General features: G+C 72.8%; 17 protein-coding genes. 7 read left to right on the plus strand and 10 right to left on the minus strand.

Annotated elements, in window-relative coordinates; genetic code table 11:
* The first annotated feature begins 245 nt into the window (after positions 1 to 245).
* On the plus strand, positions 246 to 893 hold the full coding sequence (locus C7456_RS07310; protein ID WP_245889799.1) for an alpha-ketoglutarate-dependent dioxygenase AlkB family protein: 648 nt from the start codon (positions 246 to 248) through the stop codon (positions 891 to 893).
* On the opposite strand, the gene C7456_RS07315 is transcribed toward C7456_RS07310, so the two are convergent.
* From C7456_RS07315 to C7456_RS07330, 4 genes are read right to left on the minus strand one after another with little or no spacing between them, the layout of a single operon-like run.
* Complete coding sequence (locus C7456_RS07315; RefSeq protein ID WP_109723098.1) at positions 847 to 1,479, minus strand: ABC-type transport auxiliary lipoprotein family protein; 633 nt, start codon at positions 1,477 to 1,479, stop codon at positions 847 to 849. The two genes, C7456_RS07310 and C7456_RS07315, sit on opposite strands and share 47 nt — an antisense overlap.
* Entirely contained in the window at positions 1,476 to 2,414 is a 939-nt protein-coding gene (locus C7456_RS07320; protein WP_109723099.1) for an MlaD family protein, read from the minus strand. The genes C7456_RS07315 and C7456_RS07320 overlap by 4 nt, the downstream gene beginning before the upstream one ends.
* 4 nt (positions 2,415 to 2,418) lie before the next feature.
* Positions 2,419 to 3,231 carry an ABC transporter ATP-binding protein gene (locus C7456_RS07325; protein ID WP_109723100.1) on the minus strand — a complete coding sequence of 271 codons (813 nt, stop codon included), beginning with the start codon at positions 3,229 to 3,231 and terminating at the stop codon, positions 2,419 to 2,421.
* Positions 3,228 to 4,376: an MlaE family ABC transporter permease gene (locus C7456_RS07330; protein WP_109723101.1), complete on the minus strand. Its 1,149-nt coding sequence runs from the start codon at positions 4,374 to 4,376 to the stop codon at positions 3,228 to 3,230. Before C7456_RS07330 ends, C7456_RS07325 begins: the two co-directional genes overlap by 4 nt.
* Before the next feature lie 230 nt (positions 4,377 to 4,606).
* On the opposite strand from C7456_RS07330, the gene gcvT reads away from it, so the two are divergent.
* From gcvT to C7456_RS07350, 4 genes are all read left to right on the plus strand, one after another.
* Complete coding sequence (gene gcvT, locus C7456_RS07335; RefSeq protein ID WP_109723102.1) at positions 4,607 to 5,707, plus strand: glycine cleavage system aminomethyltransferase GcvT; 1,101 nt, start codon at positions 4,607 to 4,609, stop codon at positions 5,705 to 5,707.
* A gap of 90 nt (positions 5,708 to 5,797) precedes the next feature.
* Positions 5,798 to 6,193 (plus strand): glycine cleavage system protein GcvH, encoded by a 396-nt coding sequence (gcvH, locus tag C7456_RS07340; protein WP_109723103.1) that lies wholly within the window; start codon positions 5,798 to 5,800, stop codon positions 6,191 to 6,193.
* A 513-nt stretch (positions 6,194 to 6,706) separates the two neighbouring features.
* Entirely contained in the window at positions 6,707 to 7,210 is a 504-nt protein-coding gene (gene metJ, locus C7456_RS17680) for a met regulon transcriptional regulator MetJ (protein ID WP_109723104.1), read from the plus strand.
* A gap of 313 nt (positions 7,211 to 7,523) precedes the next feature.
* Positions 7,524 to 8,546, plus strand: coding sequence for an energy transducer TonB (locus tag C7456_RS07350; RefSeq protein ID WP_109723105.1), 1,023 nt, complete (start codon positions 7,524 to 7,526; stop codon positions 8,544 to 8,546).
* Positions 8,547 to 8,626: 80 nt separating this feature from the next.
* Here the strand turns inward: C7456_RS07350 and C7456_RS07355 are convergent, their stop codons facing one another.
* Both C7456_RS07355 and C7456_RS07360 read right to left on the minus strand, forming a co-directional pair.
* A complete protein-coding gene (locus tag C7456_RS07355; RefSeq protein WP_109723106.1) occupies positions 8,627 to 9,940 on the minus strand; it encodes a serine hydrolase domain-containing protein in 1,314 nt (437 codons plus the stop codon).
* A 122-nt stretch (positions 9,941 to 10,062) separates the two neighbouring features.
* Entirely contained in the window at positions 10,063 to 11,685 is a 1,623-nt protein-coding gene (locus tag C7456_RS07360) for a GMC family oxidoreductase (RefSeq protein WP_245889800.1), read from the minus strand.
* 74 nt (positions 11,686 to 11,759) lie between these two features.
* Here C7456_RS07360 and C7456_RS07365 point away from each other — a divergent pair, with 74 nt between their 5' ends.
* Positions 11,760 to 13,061 carry an NTP/NDP exchange transporter gene (locus C7456_RS07365; RefSeq protein WP_281268506.1) on the plus strand — a complete coding sequence of 434 codons (1,302 nt, stop codon included), beginning with the start codon at positions 11,760 to 11,762 and terminating at the stop codon, positions 13,059 to 13,061.
* An 8-nt stretch (positions 13,062 to 13,069) separates the two neighbouring features.
* Here C7456_RS07365 and C7456_RS07370 read toward each other — a convergent pair whose 3' ends face one another.
* The 3 genes from C7456_RS07370 to mtgA all read right to left on the minus strand — a co-directional run bounded on the left by C7456_RS07370 (position 13,070) and on the right by mtgA (position 15,467).
* The gene (locus tag C7456_RS07370; protein ID WP_109723108.1) at positions 13,070 to 13,498 is read right to left on the minus strand and encodes a CBS domain-containing protein; all 429 of its coding nucleotides are present in this window, start codon (positions 13,496 to 13,498) and stop codon (positions 13,070 to 13,072) included.
* Between the two features lie 99 nt (positions 13,499 to 13,597).
* Entirely contained in the window at positions 13,598 to 14,527 is a 930-nt protein-coding gene (locus tag C7456_RS07375) for a glycosyltransferase family 2 protein (protein ID WP_109723109.1), read from the minus strand.
* A gap of 217 nt (positions 14,528 to 14,744) precedes the next feature.
* On the minus strand, positions 14,745 to 15,467 hold the full coding sequence (gene mtgA / locus C7456_RS07380) for a monofunctional biosynthetic peptidoglycan transglycosylase (RefSeq protein ID WP_109723110.1): 723 nt from the start codon (positions 15,465 to 15,467) through the stop codon (positions 14,745 to 14,747).
* Between the two features lie 340 nt (positions 15,468 to 15,807).
* On the opposite strand from mtgA, the gene hslO reads away from it, so the two are divergent.
* Positions 15,808 to 16,722 (plus strand): Hsp33 family molecular chaperone HslO, encoded by a 915-nt coding sequence (gene hslO, locus C7456_RS07385; protein WP_425454626.1) that lies wholly within the window; start codon positions 15,808 to 15,810, stop codon positions 16,720 to 16,722.
* Positions 16,723 to 16,848: 126 nt separating this feature from the next.
* Here the strand turns inward: hslO and C7456_RS07390 are convergent, their stop codons facing one another.
* Positions 16,849 to 19,620, minus strand: a complete 2,772-nt coding sequence (locus C7456_RS07390; RefSeq protein WP_109723327.1) for a bifunctional diguanylate cyclase/phosphodiesterase — start codon at positions 19,618 to 19,620, stop codon at positions 16,849 to 16,851.
* Positions 19,621 to 19,761: the final 141 nt, after the last annotated feature.

Raw genomic sequence — 19,761 nt, forward strand, 5'->3', positions numbered from 1 at the left:
CCTCGGCGGCAAACAGGCTGATCATCGGGCGATTCTCGGGCGGCTTCGGCTGCGCGCTACACTACCGGCATGGGCGGGGTTTTTCGAGGCGCCCAATAGGAAACGCGACACTCGCCGATGGGCGGCGTCGAGAGTTGCCACAGGTCATTTCCTGGAGAGGACTCTTCATCCTCTCTAGCCAGCGACGGACATCGTCATAAAGATGCATTGCTCCGGACGCCCATGAACACAAAACGCCCTCGGCCATGATGAGGCACGTCCCCTCGCGCGCGGCGGCATGGGAAGCCCTGCCCCTGCCGGCCGCCGACCTGCGCTGGTCGCCGCACTGGCTGCCCGCGGACGAGGCCGACGCGCTGTTCGCCGCGCTGCGCGCAGCGATCCCTTGGGAAACCCACCGCATCCGCCTGTTCGGCCGCGAGGTCGACTCGCCGCGGCTGAGCTGCTGGATCGGCGACGCGGACGCGCACTACGCCTACTCCGGCACGCGCTTCGACCCGCATCCCTGGCCGCCGGTGCTGGTCGCACTGCGCGGCCGCGTGGAGCAGGCCTGCGGCGCGCGCTTCAACGGCGTGCTGGCCAACCTGTACCGCGACGGCCGCGACGGCATGGGCTGGCACAGCGACGACGAGCCGGAACTGGGGCCGCGGCCGGTGATCGCCTCGCTCAGCCTGGGCGCGCAGCGTCGCTTCCGCCTGCGCCGCCGGCGCGGCCGCGGCGAGCCGCCGCGCCCCGGCGACACGCTGGAGCTGGCGCTGCCGCACGGCAGCCTGCTGCGCATGGCCGGCGACACGCAGCGCCACTACCGGCACGAGCTGCCGCGCACGCGCGCGCCGACCGGCGCGCGGATCAATCTGACCTTCCGCCTGGTCCGGCCGCCTGCCGCGCGGCGCTGAGCGTCCACGGCACCACTTCCGCGGCCAGCCGGTCGGCGGCCGCGCCGAAGGCCGCCACCACCTGCGGCACCTCCTTGCCCTGCGCCGGCACGCGCACGTCGAAGCGGCGCGCGGCGAGGATGCGCTGCGCGCCGGCGCGCACCAGCCGGGCGTCGTAGCGGATCACCGCCACGGGGTGGCCGTCCTCGTACTCGGACTGGAACGCGCGCAGGCTGCCGGCCAGCTCGTAGTCGGCCTGCAGGTTGTTCTCGTCCACGCTCAGCGCGCGCACGCGGCCGTCGGCCTGGAAGGCGTCGAACAGGCGGTCGCGCAGCAGCGCCGGCGCGCGGTCGCTCCAGCGCGCGCCCTTGTACACGGTGAGCTGGTCGCCGGCCGGCAGCACCACGATGCGCGTGCCGTCCAGCGCGCCGCCGGCCTGCGGCGTGTCGATGCGCAGCGACACGTCGACCGGCGCGCCGCCCGCCGCCGCGGGCGTGGCCGTGGCGGGCAGGCGGTAGACGGTGGGCGCCTCGGCCCTGGGCAGCACCGAGCAGGCGGCCAGCAGCAGCACGGCGGCCAGGGCGGCGCAGCGCGGAATGGCGGTCATGGCACGAACTCCTTGGACTTGTCGCGGCCGAGCAGGTAGCCGGCGGGGTTCTCGTCGAGGCGGCGCGAGATGCCGCGCAGCGATTCCAGGGTCTGGCGCAGCTCGCGGATCGCCGGGCCGAGGTCGCCCAGGCCCCGGATGCCTCCGTCCAGCGCCTGGCGGTTCTCGGCCAGCAGCGTGTCGAGGCGGTCGGCGATGCGCTCCACCGAGGCCATCGCGGCGCGCGCGCTGTCCAGCGTGGCGCGGCCCTGCTGGTCGACCAGGCCGCTGGTCCGCTGCACCAGCGCGCCGGCCTGCTGCAGCGTGGCGTTGGCGCTGCGGCTGGCCTCGTTGAGCTGGCGCAGCAGCGAACGGATGTCCTCGCGCTCGCCGGCGATCGCCGCGGTGGTCTGGTCGAGGTGGTCGAGCGTGCGCGCCACGCGCTGCACGTTGTCGTCGGAGAGCAGCTGGCCGATGCGGTCCACCACCTCGTTGACGTTGGTCATGATGTCCTCGCCGTTGGCCAGCAGCTTGGCCAGCGGCGAGGGGTCGGCCACGATCACCGGCGGGCGGCCGTCGCGCGCGGCCAGCGGCGGCGCGCCGGGCGAGCCGCCGCTCAGCTGGATGATCGCCAGGCCCGTGACGCCGGTGAGCGCGAGCTTGGCGCGGGTGTCGGTGCGCACCGGCGTGCCGGCGTCCAGGCGCACGCGCGCCAGCACGCGGCGCGGGTCCTGCGGGTCCAGCTTCAGCTGGGTGACCGAGCCGACGCGGATGCCGTTGTACTGCACGGCGGCGCCCTGCGAGAGGCCGCTGACCGCCTCGTTGAACACGATGTCGTAGTCCTGGAAGGCGCGGTCGCTGCTCGACTTGGCCAGCCACAGGCCGAACAGCAGCGCGGCGGCCACGGTGAGCACCGTGAGCAGGCCGACCAGGACGTGGTGGGCGCGGGTTTCCATGGCTTCAGCTCCTCGCCGGATGGGCGGCGGCCGCGGCGCGGCCGCGCGGCCCGTGGAAGTATTCCTGCACCCAGGCGTCGTCGGTGGCCTCCACCGCGTCGAGCGGGCCGGCCACCAGCACCTTCTTCCGCGCCAGCACGGCCACGCGGTCGCAGATGGTGTAGAGCGTGTCCAGGTCGTGGGTGACCAGGAACACGGTGAGCCCGAGCGCGTCGCGCAGGGTCAGGATGAGCCGGTCGAACGTCGCCGCGCCGATCGGGTCGAGGCCGGCGGTGGGCTCGTCCAGGAACAGGATCTCCGGGTCCAGCGCCAGCGCGCGCGCCAGCGCGGCGCGCTTGACCATGCCGCCGGACAGCTCGGACGGGTACTTGTCCGCGCTGCTCGCCGGCAGGCCGGCCAGCGCCAGCTTCACCGCGGCCAGGCGCTCGGCCTGCGCGCGGTCCAGGCCGGCGTGCTCGATCAGCGGCGTGGCCACGTTCTCGGCGATGGTCTGCGAGGAGAACAGCGCGCCGCGCTGGAACAGCACGCCGAAGCGGCGCTCGGTGCGCGAACGGCGCTCCGGCGGCAGCGCCAGCAGGTCCTCGCCGAACACGCGCACCTGGCCGGCGTTCGGGCGGCGCAGGCCGACGATGCTGCGCAGCAGGACCGACTTGCCGGTGCCCGAGCCGCCGACCACGCCGAGGATCTCGCCGCGGTACACGTCCAGGTCCAGGTCCTCGTGCACCGCCTGCGCGCCGAAGCGGTTGACCAGGCCGCGCACCTCGATCACCGCGGGCGCGGCGCCGGCGCCGGCGCGGGCGTCCGCCGCCGCGCTCACCAGTCCATCTCCATGAAGAACAGTGCCGCCAGCGCGTCGATCAGGATCACCACGAAGATCGACTGCACCACGCTGGAGGTGGTGTGCTCGCCCACCGACTGCGCGCTGCCGCCGACCTTGAAGCCCTCCAGGCAGCCGATCACCGCGATCAGGAAGGCGAACACCGGCGCCTTGCACAGGCCGAGCAGGAAGTGCCGCACGCCGACGTCCTGCTTGAACATGTCCAGGAACATCGCCGGCGGCACGTCCAGCGCGAGCGCGCACACCAGCATGCCGCCGGCGATGCCCGAGAGCATGGCCAGGAAGGTGAGCATCGGCAGCGACACCAGCAGCGCCAGCACGCGCGGCAGCACCAGCAGCTCCATCGGGTCCAGGCCCAGCGCGCGGATCGCGTCGATCTCCTCGTTGGCCTTCATCGAGCCGATCTGCGCGGTGAACGCGCTGGCGGTGCGGCCGGCCATCAGGATCGCGGTGAGCAGCACGCCGAACTCGCGCAGGAAGGAGAACGCCACCAGGTCCACCGTGTAGATGCTGGCGCCGAAGTCCTTCAGCACGGTGGCGCCGAGGAAGGCCACCACCGCGCCGACCATGAAGGTGAGCAGGGCCACGATCGGGATGGCGTCCATCCCGGTCTGCTCGACGTGCGCCGCCAGCGGCGTGGGGCGCCAGCGGCGCGGGCGCGGCAGCACGCGCGCCAGCGTCTGCAGGGTGAGGCCGATGAAGCCGAGCAGCAGGAGCTGCTGGCGCCACAGCGCGGCCATCGTGCGGCCGATGCGTTCCAGCAGCGCCAGCACGGCCGGGACACGCCTCGGCCGCGGCGCGGCCGTCTCCCAGCTTTCCAGCGCCTGGTCGACCAGGCGCAGCAGCGCGCGCCGGGCCGCGGGCAGGCTGCCGTCGGCGGCGGCCAGCGCGTCCAGCCGCCGTGCGCCGAGCAACCCGGCCAGCAGCGTGGCGCCGGCGGTGTCGAGCCGGCCGAGCGCGGAGAAATCCACCGCGGCCTCGACGGCCAGCGGCGCGCCGAGCGCGGCGACGGTGCGCTGAAGGGCGGGGTAGTGGGCCAGCGTCCAGTCGCCGGCGACGAGCAGGCGCGCCGGGGTCGTGGCGGTGTCGAGCCTCGCGGTTCCCTCGATGGAGTCGGCGCCCATGCGGCGATTCTAGCCACAGCGGATCGGGAAAGGGCCGCGCCGCGGCTCCGCGTGGCGGTGCATCGCGGAGGCCGTTCCGGATGCGGCCGCCGTCGCGTGGGAAGGTGACGATCGCGCGCGGCCCGCCCGGCGCGAGGCCGCCCGCACATGCCCGCCGCCACGCCGCACTGCGGCTTGGATTGCCCCGGAGCGGCGGCGATAATGCGCGCTTTCCCCAGGGCCCGCCCGCGATGACCGAGAAGACCGTACTCAACGCCACCCACCGCGCCCTCGGCGCGCGCATGGTCGACTTCGGCGGCTGGGACATGCCGATCAACTACGGCTCGCAGATCGAGGAGCACCACGCGGTGCGCCGCGACGCCGGCATGTTCGACGTCTCGCACATGACGGTGGTCGACCTGCACGGCCCGCGCACGCGCGAGTTCCTGCGCCACCTGCTGGCCAACAGCGTGGACAAGCTCAAGGCCGCCGGCAAGGCGCTGTACTCGTGCATGCTCGACGAGCAGGGCGGGGTGATCGACGACCTCATCGTGTACTTCTTCGACGAGGCGCACTTCCGCCTGGTGGTGAACGCCGCCACCCGCGCCAAGGACCTGGCCTGGATCGAAAGGCAGGCCGCGCCGTTCGGCGTGGAGGTGAAGGAGCGCCCCGACTTCGCCATGATCGCGGTGCAGGGCCCCAACGCGCGCGCCAGGGTGATCGGCCTGCTGCACGAGGCCGACCGCCCGCGCATCGAGAAGCTCGGCCGCTTCGCCGCCGCCGCCGCGCAGGGCCCGCACGGCATGCCGCTGTTCGTGGCGCGCACCGGCTACACCGGCGAGGACGGCTTCGAGATCGTCGTGCCGAACGAGCACGCGGTGGCGCTGTGGGAGGCGCTGGCCGCCGCGGGCGTCGCGCCGTGCGGGCTGGGCGCGCGCGACACGCTGCGCCTGGAGGCGGGCATGAACCTCTACGGCCAGGACATGGACGAGTCGGTCTCGCCGTGGGAGGCGGGGCTGGGCTGGACCATCGCGCTGGACGAGGGCCGCGACTTCATCGGCCGCAGGGCGCTGGAGGCGCAGCGGGCCGCCGGCGTGCCGCGCGTGATGGTGGGCCTGGTGCTGGACGAGAAGGGCGTGCTGCGCCACGGCCAGAAGGTGCTCACCGCCAACGGCGAGGGCGAGGTCCTCTCCGGCAGCTTCGCGCCCACGCTCGGCAAGGCGGTGGCGTTCGCGCGCATCCCCGCCGGCGAGCCGGGCCAGGTGCGGGTCGACATCCGCGGCCGCGAGGTGCCGGTGCGCGTGGTGAAGTACCCGTTCGTGCGCGACGGCAAGCCCTGCGAGGGCATCTGAGGCCGTGCCGCGCGCGGCCGGTATTGCGACGCGGAGGCTGCGGTTAGAATCGCCGCATCCGCCCCAACCCGAACCCAACTGGACCCGACCATGAGCGAGATCCCCGGCGACCTGAAGTTCCTCAAATCCCACGAGTGGGCCCGCGTCGAAGACGACGGCATCGTCCGCGTGGGCATCTCCGACCACGCCCAGGGCCAGCTCGGCGACCTGGTCTACGTGGAGCTGCCGGAAGTCGGCGCGGCCGTGCAGGCCGGCCACGGCGTCGCCGTGGTGGAGTCGGTGAAGGCCGCCTCCGACATCTACTCGCCGGTGTCCGGCGAGGTGGTGGAGGTCAACGAGGCGCTGGCCGACAAGCCGGAGATCATCAACGAGGACGCCTTCGGCGAAGGCTGGATCTTCGCCGTGCGCATCAGCGACCGCGGCGAGCTCGACGAGCTGCTCGACGCCGACGCCTACGCGGAGCTGATCGAGAACGAAGACCACTGACGCGCGCCCGCCGATGCGTCCCGTCCGACGGCCGCGCGAGCGGCCGTCGGCGCATCGGGGCAACGGCGGCGGCGAGGGCGATGCGGTCCGGCGACCGCGGCGGCGGCGCCCGTCGGGCCCGGTTCGCGGCGACCGGACGCCGCCGCGGATGGCGGTCGAGAGGTGGCATCGGTCGCCCGCCATTCATCTCGCGCGAAGCCCCGGACGAGCCGCTTTCCCGCGCCGTCCGCCCGCATGCGTGCGCGGGCGCGCGATGCGGCCGCGCACGCCGCGGATCGGCTGGAAACCCTTGTTTCATGCGGTTTCCGGCGCGTCGTTGCATTTTCACTGGTTTATCGAATGGACGTCTGGACGTCCATTCGATAATGCCTCCGATGGTGCCGGAGACCTTGCGCGGCGGGGGTTTGGAGCTTTGCGGGGGAGGCTGGATTCGGTTATTCGGCCGGTTAAAATCAATTGACACTGGAAATCTTCAGGAATAGCTTTCGCAACGAATCACGGGGAACAGGCGTCATGTCGGCAACCAAATACATCGAGCCGTATGTCGAGCATGGAGAAAAGGCCAATGCGGTACGCAAGATCACGGTCTCCATTCCGCTGCATGTGCTTCGACTGCTGTCCGATGAGCGCACGCGCCGTCAGGTGAACAATCTCCGGCACGCCACCAACAGCGATTTGCTGGTGGAGGCGTTCCTTCACGCTTTTACTGGGCAACCACTGCCAACTGATGAGGAGCTGAGACGAACTATGGCCACTGCCAAGAAAGCTGCAAAGAAACCCGCCGCCAAGAAGGCCGCGAAGAAGACCGCTGTGAAGAAGGCTGCCGCGAAGAAGCCGGTCGCCAAGAAGCCGGCCGCCAAGAAGGCTGCCGTGAAGAAGGTCGCCAAGAAGGCTGCTGCGAAGAAGCCGGCTGCCGCCAAGAAGGCCGCCGTGAAGAAGGTCGCCGTGAAGAAGGTCGCGGCGAAGAAGGCTGCTCCCGCCAAGGTGGCCAAGGCCACCAAGGCCGCCAAGAAGTAAGACCACAACAACAAGCCGTACCGATTTCTCTCCCCGCGGTGCCCAGCGCGGGGAGACGCTTCGAAAGAGCGACTCGTCCCGGCCCCGGCCGGGACGCTTCGTTTCAGGGGGAACGAAAGCCGCCGCGCCGCCCGCCGGACGGCCGCCTAGCCCAACGCCGTCTCCGGCGCCGTGAAACCCTCCGCGATTTGCCGTGCTGCCGCATTGCGGTTACCTTTCGCACATCCGCGCCGCGGCGGCCTGAGGGGGACGCCGCTCCTGGATCCACAGGGGGAAAAAGCGCGGGTATCTGGTTGCCACTCAGCGAGAGACCATGGATACCCGAAACCTTGATGCGCGCTCAGGGGCGCGCGGGGCCGTCCGCCCCATGCTGTTCGCCATTCTTGGCGTGTTCGCCGTCCTGGCCGTGGCGGCCTGGTTCCTGATCATCCAGCCGCACGAGGAACTGCTGCTGCAGGAGGCCGGCGGCCACCCGTCGACGCCGGTGGCCAGCAGCCAGACCGCGGCCGCGCCGCCGCCGGCCAACGTCGAGGCGATGGACCTCAACCAGCTGCTCGCCGAGGCGCGCAGGGCGATGAACGAGCAGCGCTACCTGTCGCCGGCGGGCAACAACGCCTTCGAGTTCTACCTGAAGGCGCTGCAGAAGCAGCCGGGCAACTCGGTGGCCACCGACGCGCTGCGCGAGACCTTCCCGTTCGCTGCCAGCGCCGCCGAGCAGGCGATCAACGGCCGCGACTTCAACGAGGCGCAGCGCGAGATCGACCTGCTGGCCAAGGCCGACCCGGCCAACTACACGCTGACCATCCTGCGTTCCAAGCTCGACGCCCAGCGCAAGCTGCTCGACAAGGAGCAGCAGGACGCGCTGGAGCAGCAGAAGCAGCAGCAGCTGGCGGCGCAGAAGGCGGCCGAGGAGAAGGCCGCGGCGGAACAGCTGGCGGCGCAGCAGAAGGCGGCGCAGCAGGCCGAGGCGCAGAAGGCGGAGCAGGCGCGCCTGGCGCAGCAGCAGCAGCGCCAGGCGGAACAGCCGGTGCAGGCGGCCCAGGCGCCGGCCGCGGCGCCGAGCAGCACCGAGGCGGTGCTGATCAAGTACGTGCCGGCGCGCTACCCGACGCAGGCGCGCCGGGCGAACCAGGAAGGCTGGGTGGACGTGGAGTACGACGTCGACGCCGCCGGCAACGTCACCGACGTGCGGGTGACCGGCTCGCAGCCGCGCCACGTGTTCGAGCGCGAGGCCAGCGACGCGGTGCGCCGCTGGAAGTTCAAGCCGGCCATGCGCGACGGCGTGCCGGTGGCGAGCCAGGGCCACCGGCACATCGAGTTCAAGCTGCAGCAGTAGGCCCTCGCGGCATGCGAAACGACAAAGGGGCGGCCCGGGCCGCCCCTTTGTCTTCCGGTCGCCGCGGGGCGCGCCGGCCGCTAGGAGGCGTGCCGCCGCTTCTTCTTCGCCGGCTGGCGGATCTTCTTCGCGGGGCGCTTGCTCTTGCGCACGGGCGCCGCGGCGGCCGCGGGGGCGTCGCCCTCCACCCCGGCCCAGTCCACGTGCGGCAGGCCGAGCAGGCTGTCGAACACCATCGGCATCAGGCCCGAGGGCACCGGCCCGGCGGAGTTCCACATCGTCACCACGCCGGCGTGGTACCTGGGGAAGAAGCCGATCATGGTGCGGTAGCCCTCCACCGCGCCGGCGTGGAAGACCAGCGTCTCGCCGCCGTACTCGAACACGCGCCAGCCCAGCGCGTAGTGCGCGGCGGTGAGGCGCGCGCGGCGCCAGGGCGTGGAGTGCAGCTCCACCGGGGTGGGCACGCCCGGCGCGTGCAGGGTCCTGAGCATGGCCGGGGTGAGCACGTCGGGGCGGCCGCCCATCTGCGCGATCAGCCACTGCTCCATGTCGTGCAGGCTGGCGTTGACGCCGGCGGCCGGCGCCACGCGGTAGTAGTTCTCCTTCGGCTCGAACGGCACCCAGCTGTGCCCGTACGGGCGGTGCGGGCGCGCCCAGCTCCTGCTCGACTCCAGCGCGTCGCGGCCGTAGCTGGCCGTCTTCATGCCCAGCGGGTAGAAGATGCGCTTGTCCACCTCGCGGTAGAAGAAGTCGCCGGTCATCGCGTACACCACGTCGCCGATCAGGCTGAAGGCGACGTTCTGGTAGCCGTAGCAGCGGCCCACGCCGCAGGCCAGGTCCACCTCGTCGAGCTTGCGCACCAGCTCCTCGTAGGGGATGTCGTCCTCCAGCATGTTGTCGTAGGTGTTGCGCGGCAGCCCCAGGCGCTGGCCGAGGATGTCGGCCACGGTGGCCTGCTCGGTGTCCGGCACGCTCTTGAGCTTGAAGAACGGCAGCACGTTGACCAGGTGCGTGTCCCAGCTCAGCTTGCCGTCGGCGACCAGGATCGCGGTCAGCCCGGTGGCGAAGGCCTTGGACAGCGAGGCCAGGCGGAACACCGTGTCGGGGGTGACCTTCTCGCCGCTGCTGGCGTTGGCGTAGCCCAGGGTGTGCTCGAACACCACCTTGTCGTTCACCACCACCGCGGTGGCGAGGCCGGCGACGGCGTGGCGCTGGTCGAGGCGGTCCAGCCACTGGCGGTAGGCGGCCAGCGTCTCCTGCACGCGCTGGGGCGGCAGGGCCGTGCCGGCGGCGGCGCCGGCGGCGGGTGGGGCGGCGGCGGGACCGGCGGCATGCAGGGGGGCGGCGAGGCCGAGCAGGCCGGCGATCAGCAGGGAAAGCTTGGAAAACGACATGAGACTCGGACGTGGCTCCGGCGTGCGCGCACGCCTGGGGACGAAGACAGCGGAGCTTGCTCCGGCGATTTCCCGATTGTGTGGCACTCGGGAGCGGGCGACAACCGCCGCGCGGCCGCCGGCTACCGGAGGACCGCGCCGCGGCGCGAACGTTCCCCGCCGTCCTCCCCGTCCAGCAGCCAGGCGCTGGCCCGCTCGGCGATCATGATCGTCGGGGCGTTGGTGTTGCCGCCGGGCAGCGTCGGCATCACCGAGGCGTCCACCACGCGCAGGCCCCCGACGCCGCGCACGCGCAGCCGCGCGTCCACCACCGCGTCCGCGCCGCGCCCCATGCGGCAGGTGCCGACCGGGTGGTAGATGGTCTCGGCCTTGCGGCGGATGAAGGCGGCGCGGGCCGCGTCGTCGGCCGGCTCGCGCTCGGGCAGCACCGGCGCGCCGCGGTAGGCGTCGAACGCGCGCTGGGCGAGGATCTCGCGCGAGAGCCGGAGCGCCTCGACCATCCGCGCGAGGTCGTGGCCCTGCGGGTCGGAGAGGTAGTTGGCGTGGATCGCCGGCGGCTGCGCCGGATCGGCCGAGCGCAGCAGGATGCGCCCGCGGCTGCGCGGGCGCAGGTAGCAGGCGTGCAGGGTGTAGCCGATGCCGGGCAGGCGGTGGCGGCCGTGGTCGTCCAGCAGCGCCGGCACGAAGTGGAACTGGATGTCGCAGCGCGCGTCCTCCGCCAGCGCGCTGCGCACGAAGCCGCCGGACTCGGCCACGTTGGAGCTGCCCGGCCCGTCGCGGTGGCGCAGCCAGCGCCAGCCCGCCGCCAGCTCGTTGAGGCGGTCGTAGGTGACCGCGCGCCGGCTGCCGACCAGGGTGCAGATGTCCAGGTGGTCCTGCAGGTTGCCACCCACGCCGGGCAGGTCGGCGGCGACGGCGATGCCGTGCGCGCGCAGGTGGTCGGCCGGGCCGACGCCGGAGAGCATCAGCAGCTGCGGCGAGTTGATCGCGCCGCCGGCCAGGATCACCTCGCCGGTTTCCGCGCGCCGCACGCGCCCGCGATGGCGGAAGGCGACGCCGTGCGCGCGGCCGCGCCCGACCAGCACGCGCTCGGCGCGCGCGCCGGTGAGCACGGTGAGGTTGCCGCGGCCGCGCGCCGGCCCGAGGAAGGCGGTGGCGGCCGAGCAGCGCGCGCCGTCGCGCTGGGTCACCTGGTAGAAGCCGAAGCCGGCCTGCGTCGGCCCGTTGAAGTCGTCGTTGCGGCCGAAGCCCGCCTCGACGCCCGCCTCGACCAGCGCGGCGGACAGTTCGTTGCGGTGGCGCAGGTCCGAGACGCTCAAGGGGCCGCCGACGCCGTGCAGCGGCGAGGCGCCGCGCGCGTTGTCCTCGCTGCGCAGGAAGAACGGCAGCACCCGTTCCCACGACCAGCTCGCGTCGCCCGCGGCCGCGGCCCACTCGTCGTAGTCGGCCGGCGCGCCGCGCACGTAGCACATCGCGTTGATCGAGCTGGAGCCGCCCAGCGTGCGGCCGCGCGGCCACCACAGGCGGCGGCCGAGCAGGGCGGGCTCCGGCTCGGTCGCGTAGTTCCAGTTGAGCCGGCGGTTGTTGGCCAGCCGGGCGATGCCGGCGGGCATGTGGATCAGCGGGTTCCAGTCGCGCGGCCCCGCCTCCAGCAGCAGCACCCGCGTGGCCGGGTCCGCGCTCAGCCGGTTGGCCAGCACGCAGCCGGCCGAGCCGGCGCCGACGATGACGTAGTCGAATTCCACTGCCGTTCCCCCTTCGCGCCGGCCGCCGGCGGATCGCATGCTAGTCTCTGCCGAGGCCCCGCTGGACGTCCCCGGTGAAACCCACTCCCTCCGCCGCAGCGAACGAAGGTTTCGCCTCGATCCTGTCGGCCCTGGCCTTCTTCTTCGTGATGACGGCCTATTACATCATCCGGCCGGTGCGCGACCAGCTGAGCGGCGCGGTGGGCTCGCAGTCGCTGCCGCTGTTCTACGCCACCGTGTTCGCGGTGATGCTGGCGCTGACCCCGGCGTTCGGCGCGCTGGTCTCGCGCTTCCCGCGCAAGCGGCTGCTCGGCTGGAGCTACAGCTTCTTCATCGCCTGCCTGCTCGCCTTCGTGCCCGCCTTCGTGGCGCAGGACCGCATCGGCGCGCGCGAGCTGGGCGTGGTGTTCTACGTCTGGGTCAGCGTGTTCAACCTGTTCGTGGTGTCGCTGTTCTGGAGCTTCATGGCCGACATCTTCGACAGCCTGCAGGCGCGGCGGGCGTTCCCGCTGATCGCGCTGGGTGGCATGGCCGGGGCGATCTTCGGGCCGTTGGTGACCAAGCTGCTGGTGCGGCTGATCGGCGTGGCGCCGCTGCTGGCGGCGTCGGCGGCCGCGCTGGCGGCCGCGCTGCTGCTGCTGCTGTCGCTGTCGGAGCGGCGCGACGGCTCGCGGCGGATGCGCGGCGACGAGGTGATCGGCGGCTCGCTGTGGGCCGGCGTGCGCGAGCTGTGGACGCGCCCGTTCCTGCGCTACATGGCGATCCTGATGGTGGTGGGCGACGGCATCGGCACGCTGACCTACGCGCTGCTGGCCGACTACACCAAGGCGCACTTCCCCGACCGCGTGGCGCGCACCGACTTCTACAACGACCTGGACCTGGCCACCAACCTGCTCGGCGCGCTGCTGCAGCTCACCCTCACGCGCTGGCTGCTGGTGCGCCGCGGTGCCGGCTGGGGGCTGGTGGTGCCGGCGCTGGTCAACGTGGCGCTGCTGGCGGTCGCGGCGGCGGTCGGCGTGGGCCCGGTCAGCGTGTTCGGCTTCGCCGTGCCGATGCTGGGCGTGCTGATGGTCGGCTCGCGCGGCTTCGCCTACGGCATGACCAAGCCCGCCGCGGACGCGCTCTACACGCGGGTGCCGCGGGAGACCCGCTACAAGGGCAAGAACTTCGTCGAGACCGCGATCTGGCGCTTCGGCGACGTGCTGGTCACCAGCGGCGTCAACCTGCTCGGCGCGGCCGGCGTGGCCGCCGGCGGCATGGCGGCGATCGGCGTGGGCGTGTCGGCGCTGGGCGCCTGGGTGGCGCGCCGCGCCGCGCATTCGCCCGACCTGCAGCCGGAGGCGCCGCCGGCCGCGGCGCCGCTGGCCTCGCGCTGAGGCGGCGCTCAGCTGGTGATGTAGCGCTGCAGCAGGTCGATCTGCTCGGCCTGCGCGTCGATCACCGCCTTGACCAGGTCGCCGATCGAGATCACCCCGACCACGCGCTCGCCGTCCAGCACCGGCAGGTGGCGGATGCGGCTGTCGGTGCACAGGCGCATGCAGTCGAACACGTCGGTGTCCGGCGACACGGTGAGCGGCGGGCTGCTCATGATCTCGGCCACCGCCGTCTGCGCCGAGGAGCGGCCCTGCAGGATCACCTTGCGCGCGTAGTCGCGCTCGGACACGATGCCGACCAGCTCCTCGCCGCGCATCACCAGCAGCGCGCCGACGCGCTTCTCGGCCATGTGCTTGATCGCCTCCAGCACCGGCGCATCGGGCGCGATGGCGTAGACCTCGCTGCCCTTGGTTTCCAGCAGATGCCTGACCTGACGCATGGCTTGCTTGCCTCCGCTCGGCGCGGCCGCGGGCGGGCCGCCGCCGCAGTCTAGCGCCGCCGCGGCGCGGCAGCGTAGCGGGGGCGTGAAGCGCGCCCTTCAGCGCGGCAGGCGGGCCTCCTCGACGAAGTACAGCGGGCGCCGCTTGCTCTCGGCGTAGTTGCGGCCCAGGTACTCGCCGATCACGCCCAGCGCCAGCAGCTGCACGCCGCCCAGGAACAGGATCACCAGCATCAGCGTGGGGTAGCCGCGCACCGGGTCGCCGTAGAGCAGCGCCTTGCCCAGCACCCACAGCCCGTACAGGAAGGCCAGCAGCGAGGAGCCCAGGCCGACCCAGGTGGCGAGCCTGAGCGGCGCGGTGGAGAACGAGGTGATGCCCTCGATCGCCAGCTGGGTCAGCCGCCAGTAGTTCCACTTGCTGCGCCCGGCCTGGCGCGGCTCGCGCAGGTAGCGCACCGCGGTCTGCCGGTAGCCGATCCAGGCGAACAGGCCCTTCATGAAGCGCTGGCGCTCGCGCAGCTGCGCCAGCGCGTCGAGCGCGCGGCGCGAGAGCAGGCGGAAGTCGCCGGTGTCGCGCGGCACGGCGGTGTCGGACAGCTTCTCCATGGCGCGGTAGAACGCCGCCGCGGTGAGGCGCTTGAACACGCCCTCGCCGGCGCGCGCGCTGCGCGTGGCGTACACCACGTCGTAGCCGGCGCGCCATTGCGCGACCAGTTCGGGGATCAGCTCGGGCGGGTCCTGCAGGTCGGCGTCGATCACCACCGCGGCGCCCTCGCGCACGTGGTCCAGCCCGGCGGTGAGTGCGGCCTCCTTGCCGAAGTTGCGCGAGAGCCGGAGCGCGCCCGCGCGCGCGTCGCGCGCCAGCAGCGACCCGATCACCGCCCAGGTGGCGTCGCCGCTGCCGTCGTCCACGTAGAGCACGGCGCAGTCCAGCCCCAGGCCGTCCAGCACCGCGGCCAGGCGCGCGTGGAAGTCCTCCAGCACGGCGGCCTCGTTGTAGGCGGGGACGACGACGGTGAGCTGCGCCATGGACGGCATCCGCGGAGAATCGCCCGCATGCTAGCGGAGCGCCGTCCCCGCCGCGAGGCTTGGCCTTGCTCCCTCTCCCCTGCGGGGAGAGGGCCGGGGCGAGGGGCCACGCCCGCGTCGCCGCTCCGACCCGAAGCGCGCCTTGACGGCGAGACCAGCCATCAGCGCAATCGGACGCACGCTCGCGCACGCAATCGCAATGACGACGCGCCCGCCGTCAGCGCGGCGCCTGCTGCAGATATGCCGGCCCGCCGAGTTGCGCCATCTGCCGCTGGATCCAGTCCGCGCGCCGCTGCACGTAGGCGCTGGGGCGGTCGGCGTGCAGCCGGCGCGGGCTGGGCAGCACCGCGGCCAGCCGCGCCGCCTGCGCCGGTCCCAGCCGGGACGGCGGCGCGTGGAAGTACGCCTCGCTGGCCGCGCCCACGCCGTAGACGCCGTCGCCCAGCTCGGCGACGTTCATGTAGACCTCGAGGATGCGCCGCTTCGGCCAGGTCAGCTCGATCAGCACGGTGAAGTACGCCTCCAGTCCCTTGCGCACGAAGCTGCGCCCGTTCCACAGGAACAGGTTCTTGGCGGTCTGCTGGCTGATCGTGCTGGCCCCGCGCAGGCGCCTGCCCTCGTCGGCGGCGTCCACGGCGTCCTGGATCGCGTCGAAGTCGAAGCCGTGGTGGAACGGGAACTTCTGGTCCTCGCCGGCCACCATCGCCAGCGGCACCCAGGGCGAGACGTCCGACCACGGCACCCAGCGGTGGCGCAGCGCGAAGCCGTGCTCGCCGCGCAGCAGCGCGCCGAGCCGGCGCTCCATCATCACCGCGGAGGTCCACGGCGGCACGAAGCGCAGCGCCAGCACCACCAGCCACGACAGCACCAGCCAGGACACGGCCAGCACGGCGAGCGAGCGCGGCAGGCGGCGGAGCAGGGCGCGGAGCGTCGGCGGCATGGCGGCTCGGGTCGGGAATCGGCGGCAGTATAAGGGCCTGTTCAAAATCTTCCGGGGGAAAGGCGTCGGAAAGGCCGGCGGGATGAAGCGCAGGCGGCTGGGGAGGCGGCGCCCGGCCGTTGGCGGTCCCGCGTCGGGTCGATCGTGGCCGGAGGCCGCTCCCCCCAAGGCTTGCGCGGCTCCTGCGGGAGCGGCCTCCGGCCGCGATGCCCCGACCATCGCGCCGCTCCCGCCATGGCTCCCGGCAGGGCAAGAGAGCCTTCCCGCGACGCCCGGCGCGGCGCGACCGGCGGCCGGCATTGTGCCGGCGTCCGCGCGCCCCCATCTGGGACGATCCGCCATGCGAGGTGAAGTCTTGGAAACCGTACTCGTCGAAGATGTGCTGCACCGCTTCCTGCTCGAGCGCGCCGGCGTGCGCGGCGTGCTGGTGCGGCTGGGCGCGGCCTGGCGCGAGGTGGCCGGCCGCGCCGCCTACCCGGCGCCGCTGCGCGGGCTGCTCGGCCAGTCGCTGGCCGCCGGCGCGCTGCTCACCGGCAACATCAAGTTCGACGGCGCGCTGTCGATCGAGCTCAAGAGCGGCGGCGCGCTGCGCCTGCTGTTCGTCGAGTGCACCGACCAGGGCCGCCTGCGCGGCCTGGCGCGCTGGGACGAGCCGCTGCCGGACCCGCTCGACCTGGCCGCGCTGCCCGGCGCGGTGATGGCGATCACCATCGGCCACGCCGAGCGCGGGCAGCGTTACCAGGGCCTGGTCGACCTGCGCCACGCCGGCCTGGCCGAATCGCTGGAAGGCTACTTCGGCCAGTCCGAGCAGCTGCCGGCGCGCCTGCTGCTGGCCGCCGACGGCGAGCACGCGGTCGGGCTGATGCTGCAGAAGCTGCCCGGCGAGGGCGGCCACGGCGCGGAGCCCGACGAGGACGGCTGGAACCGCGTGCTGCACCTCACCGCCACGTTGGGCGCGGAGGAACTGCTGGCCACCGCGCCGGAGCAGCTGCTGTACCGGCTCTACCACGAGGAATCGGTGCGCCTGTTCGGGCCGCGCCCGCTCGCCTTCGGCTGCAGCTGCACGCGCGAGCGGGTGGAAGGCATGCTGCGCGCGCTCGGCCGCGACGAGGTGGAGGCGGCGCTGGCCGCGCGCGACGGCGAGATCGAGGTGACCTGCGAGTTCTGCGCGCAGCGCTACACCTTCGACCGCATCGACGCCGAGCACCTGCTCAGCGCCAGCGCCACGGCGCAGGTGCCCGATACGACCCAGTAGGCGGCGGCCGCAAGCCCGTCCGGGCCTGCGCCGCGCCGCTCACCGCCGCTGCGGCGCAAGGCGTGGCGGGCGGACGCGGCGCGGGCAAGAGGCCGGACCGCCGGCGCCGGGAAGCCCCCGGGGCGCTCAGGACGCCGCCGCGGGCAGCCACGCGCTGGCCGGCCTCGGCTCGGCGAACAGGAAGCCCTGCCCGTAGCGGCAGCCGACCGCGAGCAGGGCCGCGCGCTGGCTCTCCTCCTCGATGCCCTCGGCGATCACCTTCATCCGCAGCGAGTCGGCCAGCACCTGGATCGCGCGCACCACCGCCACCGCCTGGTTCTCGCCCACGTGCGGCAGCTCGGTGATGAAGGAGCGGTCCACCTTCAGCGTCTCGAACGGGTACTGGTGCAGGTAGCTCAGCGAGGAGTAGCCGGTGCCGAAGTCGTCCAGCGCGATGCCCACGCCGTTGTGCTGCAGGTGCTCCAGGATGCGCTTGACCTGCGCCGGGTTGTCCAGCAGCGCGCGCTCGGTGACCTCGATGCGGATGCTGTGCGGCGGTACCTCGTGCCGGCGCAGCAGGGCGAGCAGGCGCGCGTCGAGGTCGGGCGAGCGGAAATGGCGGCCGGAGACGTTGATGCTGACGAAGCCCTCGCTGCCCACCAGCTGCGGCGTCTGCGCGAACGCCTGCTCGAAGATCTGCCAGTCGATGCTCTCCGCGCAGCCGCTTTCCTCCGCCACCACCAGGAACTCGCCGGGGGCGAGCAGGCCGCGGTCGGGATGGTTCCAGCGCAGCAGCGCCTCGTAGCCGACGATGCGGCCGTCGGCCAGCGCCACGATCGGCTGGTAGAACGGCACGAACTCGTTGCGCGCCAGCGCGCGGCGCAGGTCGCCCTCCATCTCCAGCAGCGACAGCGCCTCGCGGCGCAGGCGGTCGTCGAACAGCGCGGCGCGGTGGCGGCCCTGGTCCTTGGCGTTGTACATCGCCGCGTCGGCGTCGCGCAGCAGCTCCTCCGCGCGCTGGTAGTGCGGGCTGGGCAGGGCGATGCCGATCGAGGCGGAGGTGAAGATCTCCTTGGCGCCGAGCCGGAACGGCGCCTGCAGCTCGGTGATGATGCGCTCGGCGATCAGCGTGGCCTTGGTGAAGTCGCTGATGCCCTCCAGCAGCACCGCGAACTCGTCGCCGCCCAGGCGCGCCACCACGTCGCGGGTCTTCAGGCAGGCGCGGATGCGCCCGCCGACCTGGAACAGCAGGTCGTCGCCGATCAGGTGGCCGACCGAGTCGTTGATCACCTTGAAGCGGTCCAGGTCGATGAACAGCACCGCGAACAGCTCCTGCGGGTTGGCCTGGTAGCGCTGCAGGGCGCCCTCCAGCCGCTGCAGCAGCAGCGTGCGGTTGGGCAGGCCGGTGAGCGAGTCGTGCAGGGTCTCGTACTTGAGCCGGCGCTCCACCCGCTCGCGCTCGGCGATCTGCTCGCGCAGGTCGCGGTTGGCCAGCGCCAGCGCGCGGGTGCGCTCGGTGACGCGGCGCTCCAGGCTGGCGTAGGCCTGCTTCAGCGATTCGGCGTTGTGCTTGCGCTGCAGCGCGTTGGCGACGTGGTAGCTGACGAAGGTGAGCAGCTCCTGGTCGCGCTCGTTGTAGGTGTGCTCGGGGCTGTAGCTCTGCACCGCCAGCACGCCCATCACCCGCTCGCCCAGCAGCAGCGGCACGCCCAGCCAGCACACCGAGCGGGCGCCGAACTGGGTGATCTCGCCCAGCGCCACCAGGCGGTCGATGTCCTCCGGCCCGGCCAGCAGCGGCTTGCCGTGGCGCAGCACGTACTCGGTGGCGCCGCGGCCGTGCCGGCGCGGCGGGCGCACGCTGTCGATCTCGTCCACCGAGTAGGGAAAGGTGAGCTGCTGGGTCTCGTCGTCGAGCAGCGCGATGTAGAAGTTGCGCGCGTAGATCAGCCCGCCGATCACCCGGTGCACGGCGGCGTAGAAATTGTCCAGGCTCTCCGAGGCGCTGGCCAGCTCGGCGATGCGGAACAGCGCCGCCTGCAGCCGCTCGCCGCGCTGGCGCTGCAGCACCTGCTGGCGCAGCACGCGGTTGGCCTCGCGCAGCGCGGCGGTGCGGTCGGCCACGCGCCGCTCCAGCTCGGCGTGCGCCTGGCGGCGCTCCAGCGCGGACTGCACGTGCTGCGCGACGTAGCCCAGCAGCTCGCGGTCGTGCTGGGTGTAGTGGGTGTCCGGGCGGTAGCTCTGCATCACGATGCCGCCGACCACGCGGCCGTCGCGGTTCAGCGGCACGCCCAGCCAGTGCTCGCAGTGGGGCCCGACCAGGCGGAAGCGGCCGCGCAGCTGCTGCGCCAGCTCGTCGATCGAGCCCATCAGCGGCTGCCCGCCCTTGAGCAGGTTCCAGGTCAGGCTGTGTTCGATCTCCTGCAGCGGGGTGCTCTCGTCGGGCGAGGGCGGGTCGGTGTCGACGGTGTCGACGTAGTAGGGGAAGCGCACCGTGTCGGTCGCCTCGTCGTACAGCACGATGTAGAAGTTCTCCGCGTACATCAGGCTGCCGACGATGGTGTGTAGCGAGCGCATCATCTCGGTCATGTCGTGCTCGGCGCCGGCCTGCTCGGCGATGGCGTAGAGCGCGCGCTGCAGGCGCTCGGCCAGCGCCAGGCGGGAGATCGCCTCGTACAGCCGGGTGGTCTCCGACTGCTGGCGCAGGCGCACCGTGCCCAGCCGGCCGAACCAGGCCAGCAGGTCGAGCGTGGCCTCGTCCGGCTCGTCGGCCGTCAGCTGCAGGGAGAGCGTGCGCAGGCCCTGCGGGTCCTCGGCCAGGTCGATGCAGGGCGTCCGCTCGTCGCCCCCGTCCTCGGGCAGCCGCCAGACCATGCGGCCGGCGACCCCGCATTCGGCCACCACGGTCTCGAAGATCTCCATCACGCTGGCCGCATCGGGGGCGGCAAACAGCTGTTCGACCGCGTCGCGCAGCAGCAGCCCGAGCTCCGGGTCCGCGGGGGCGGGCCGGACGAGGCGGGGCGGTGGCGCGGGCTGGCTCGGCAAGACGGGTTCCCCCCAGGA

Origin of the sequence: Fulvimonas soli (assembly GCF_003148905.1) — a bacterium.
GTDB lineage: Bacteria > Pseudomonadota > Gammaproteobacteria > Xanthomonadales > Rhodanobacteraceae > Fulvimonas > Fulvimonas soli.

Excerpts from the sequence above, each read along its gene's own strand:
- C7456_RS07310 (WP_245889799.1), top strand. The coding sequence starts at position 246 with ATGATGAGGCACGTCCCCTCGCGCGCGGCGGCATGGGAAGCCCTGCCC.
- C7456_RS07315 (WP_109723098.1), bottom strand. The coding sequence starts at position 1,479 with ATGACCGCCATTCCGCGCTGCGCCGCCCTGGCCGCCGTGCTGCTGCTG.
- C7456_RS07320 (WP_109723099.1), bottom strand. The coding sequence starts at position 2,414 with ATGGAAACCCGCGCCCACCACGTCCTGGTCGGCCTGCTCACGGTGCTC.
- C7456_RS07330 (WP_109723101.1), bottom strand. The coding sequence starts at position 4,376 with ATGGGCGCCGACTCCATCGAGGGAACCGCGAGGCTCGACACCGCCACG.
- gcvT (WP_109723102.1), top strand. The coding sequence starts at position 4,607 with ATGACCGAGAAGACCGTACTCAACGCCACCCACCGCGCCCTCGGCGCG.
- gcvH (WP_109723103.1), top strand. The coding sequence starts at position 5,798 with ATGAGCGAGATCCCCGGCGACCTGAAGTTCCTCAAATCCCACGAGTGG.
- metJ (WP_109723104.1), top strand. The coding sequence starts at position 6,707 with ATGTCGGCAACCAAATACATCGAGCCGTATGTCGAGCATGGAGAAAAG.
- C7456_RS07350 (WP_109723105.1), top strand. The coding sequence starts at position 7,524 with ATGGATACCCGAAACCTTGATGCGCGCTCAGGGGCGCGCGGGGCCGTC.
- C7456_RS07355 (WP_109723106.1), bottom strand. The coding sequence starts at position 9,940 with ATGTCGTTTTCCAAGCTTTCCCTGCTGATCGCCGGCCTGCTCGGCCTC.
- C7456_RS07370 (WP_109723108.1), bottom strand. The coding sequence starts at position 13,498 with ATGCGTCAGGTCAGGCATCTGCTGGAAACCAAGGGCAGCGAGGTCTAC.
- C7456_RS07375 (WP_109723109.1), bottom strand. The coding sequence starts at position 14,527 with ATGGCGCAGCTCACCGTCGTCGTCCCCGCCTACAACGAGGCCGCCGTG.
- mtgA (WP_109723110.1), bottom strand. The coding sequence starts at position 15,467 with ATGCCGCCGACGCTCCGCGCCCTGCTCCGCCGCCTGCCGCGCTCGCTC.
- hslO (WP_425454626.1), top strand. The coding sequence starts at position 15,808 with ATGCGAGGTGAAGTCTTGGAAACCGTACTCGTCGAAGATGTGCTGCAC.
- C7456_RS07390 (WP_109723327.1), bottom strand. The coding sequence starts at position 19,620 with ATGGAGATCTTCGAGACCGTGGTGGCCGAATGCGGGGTCGCCGGCCGC.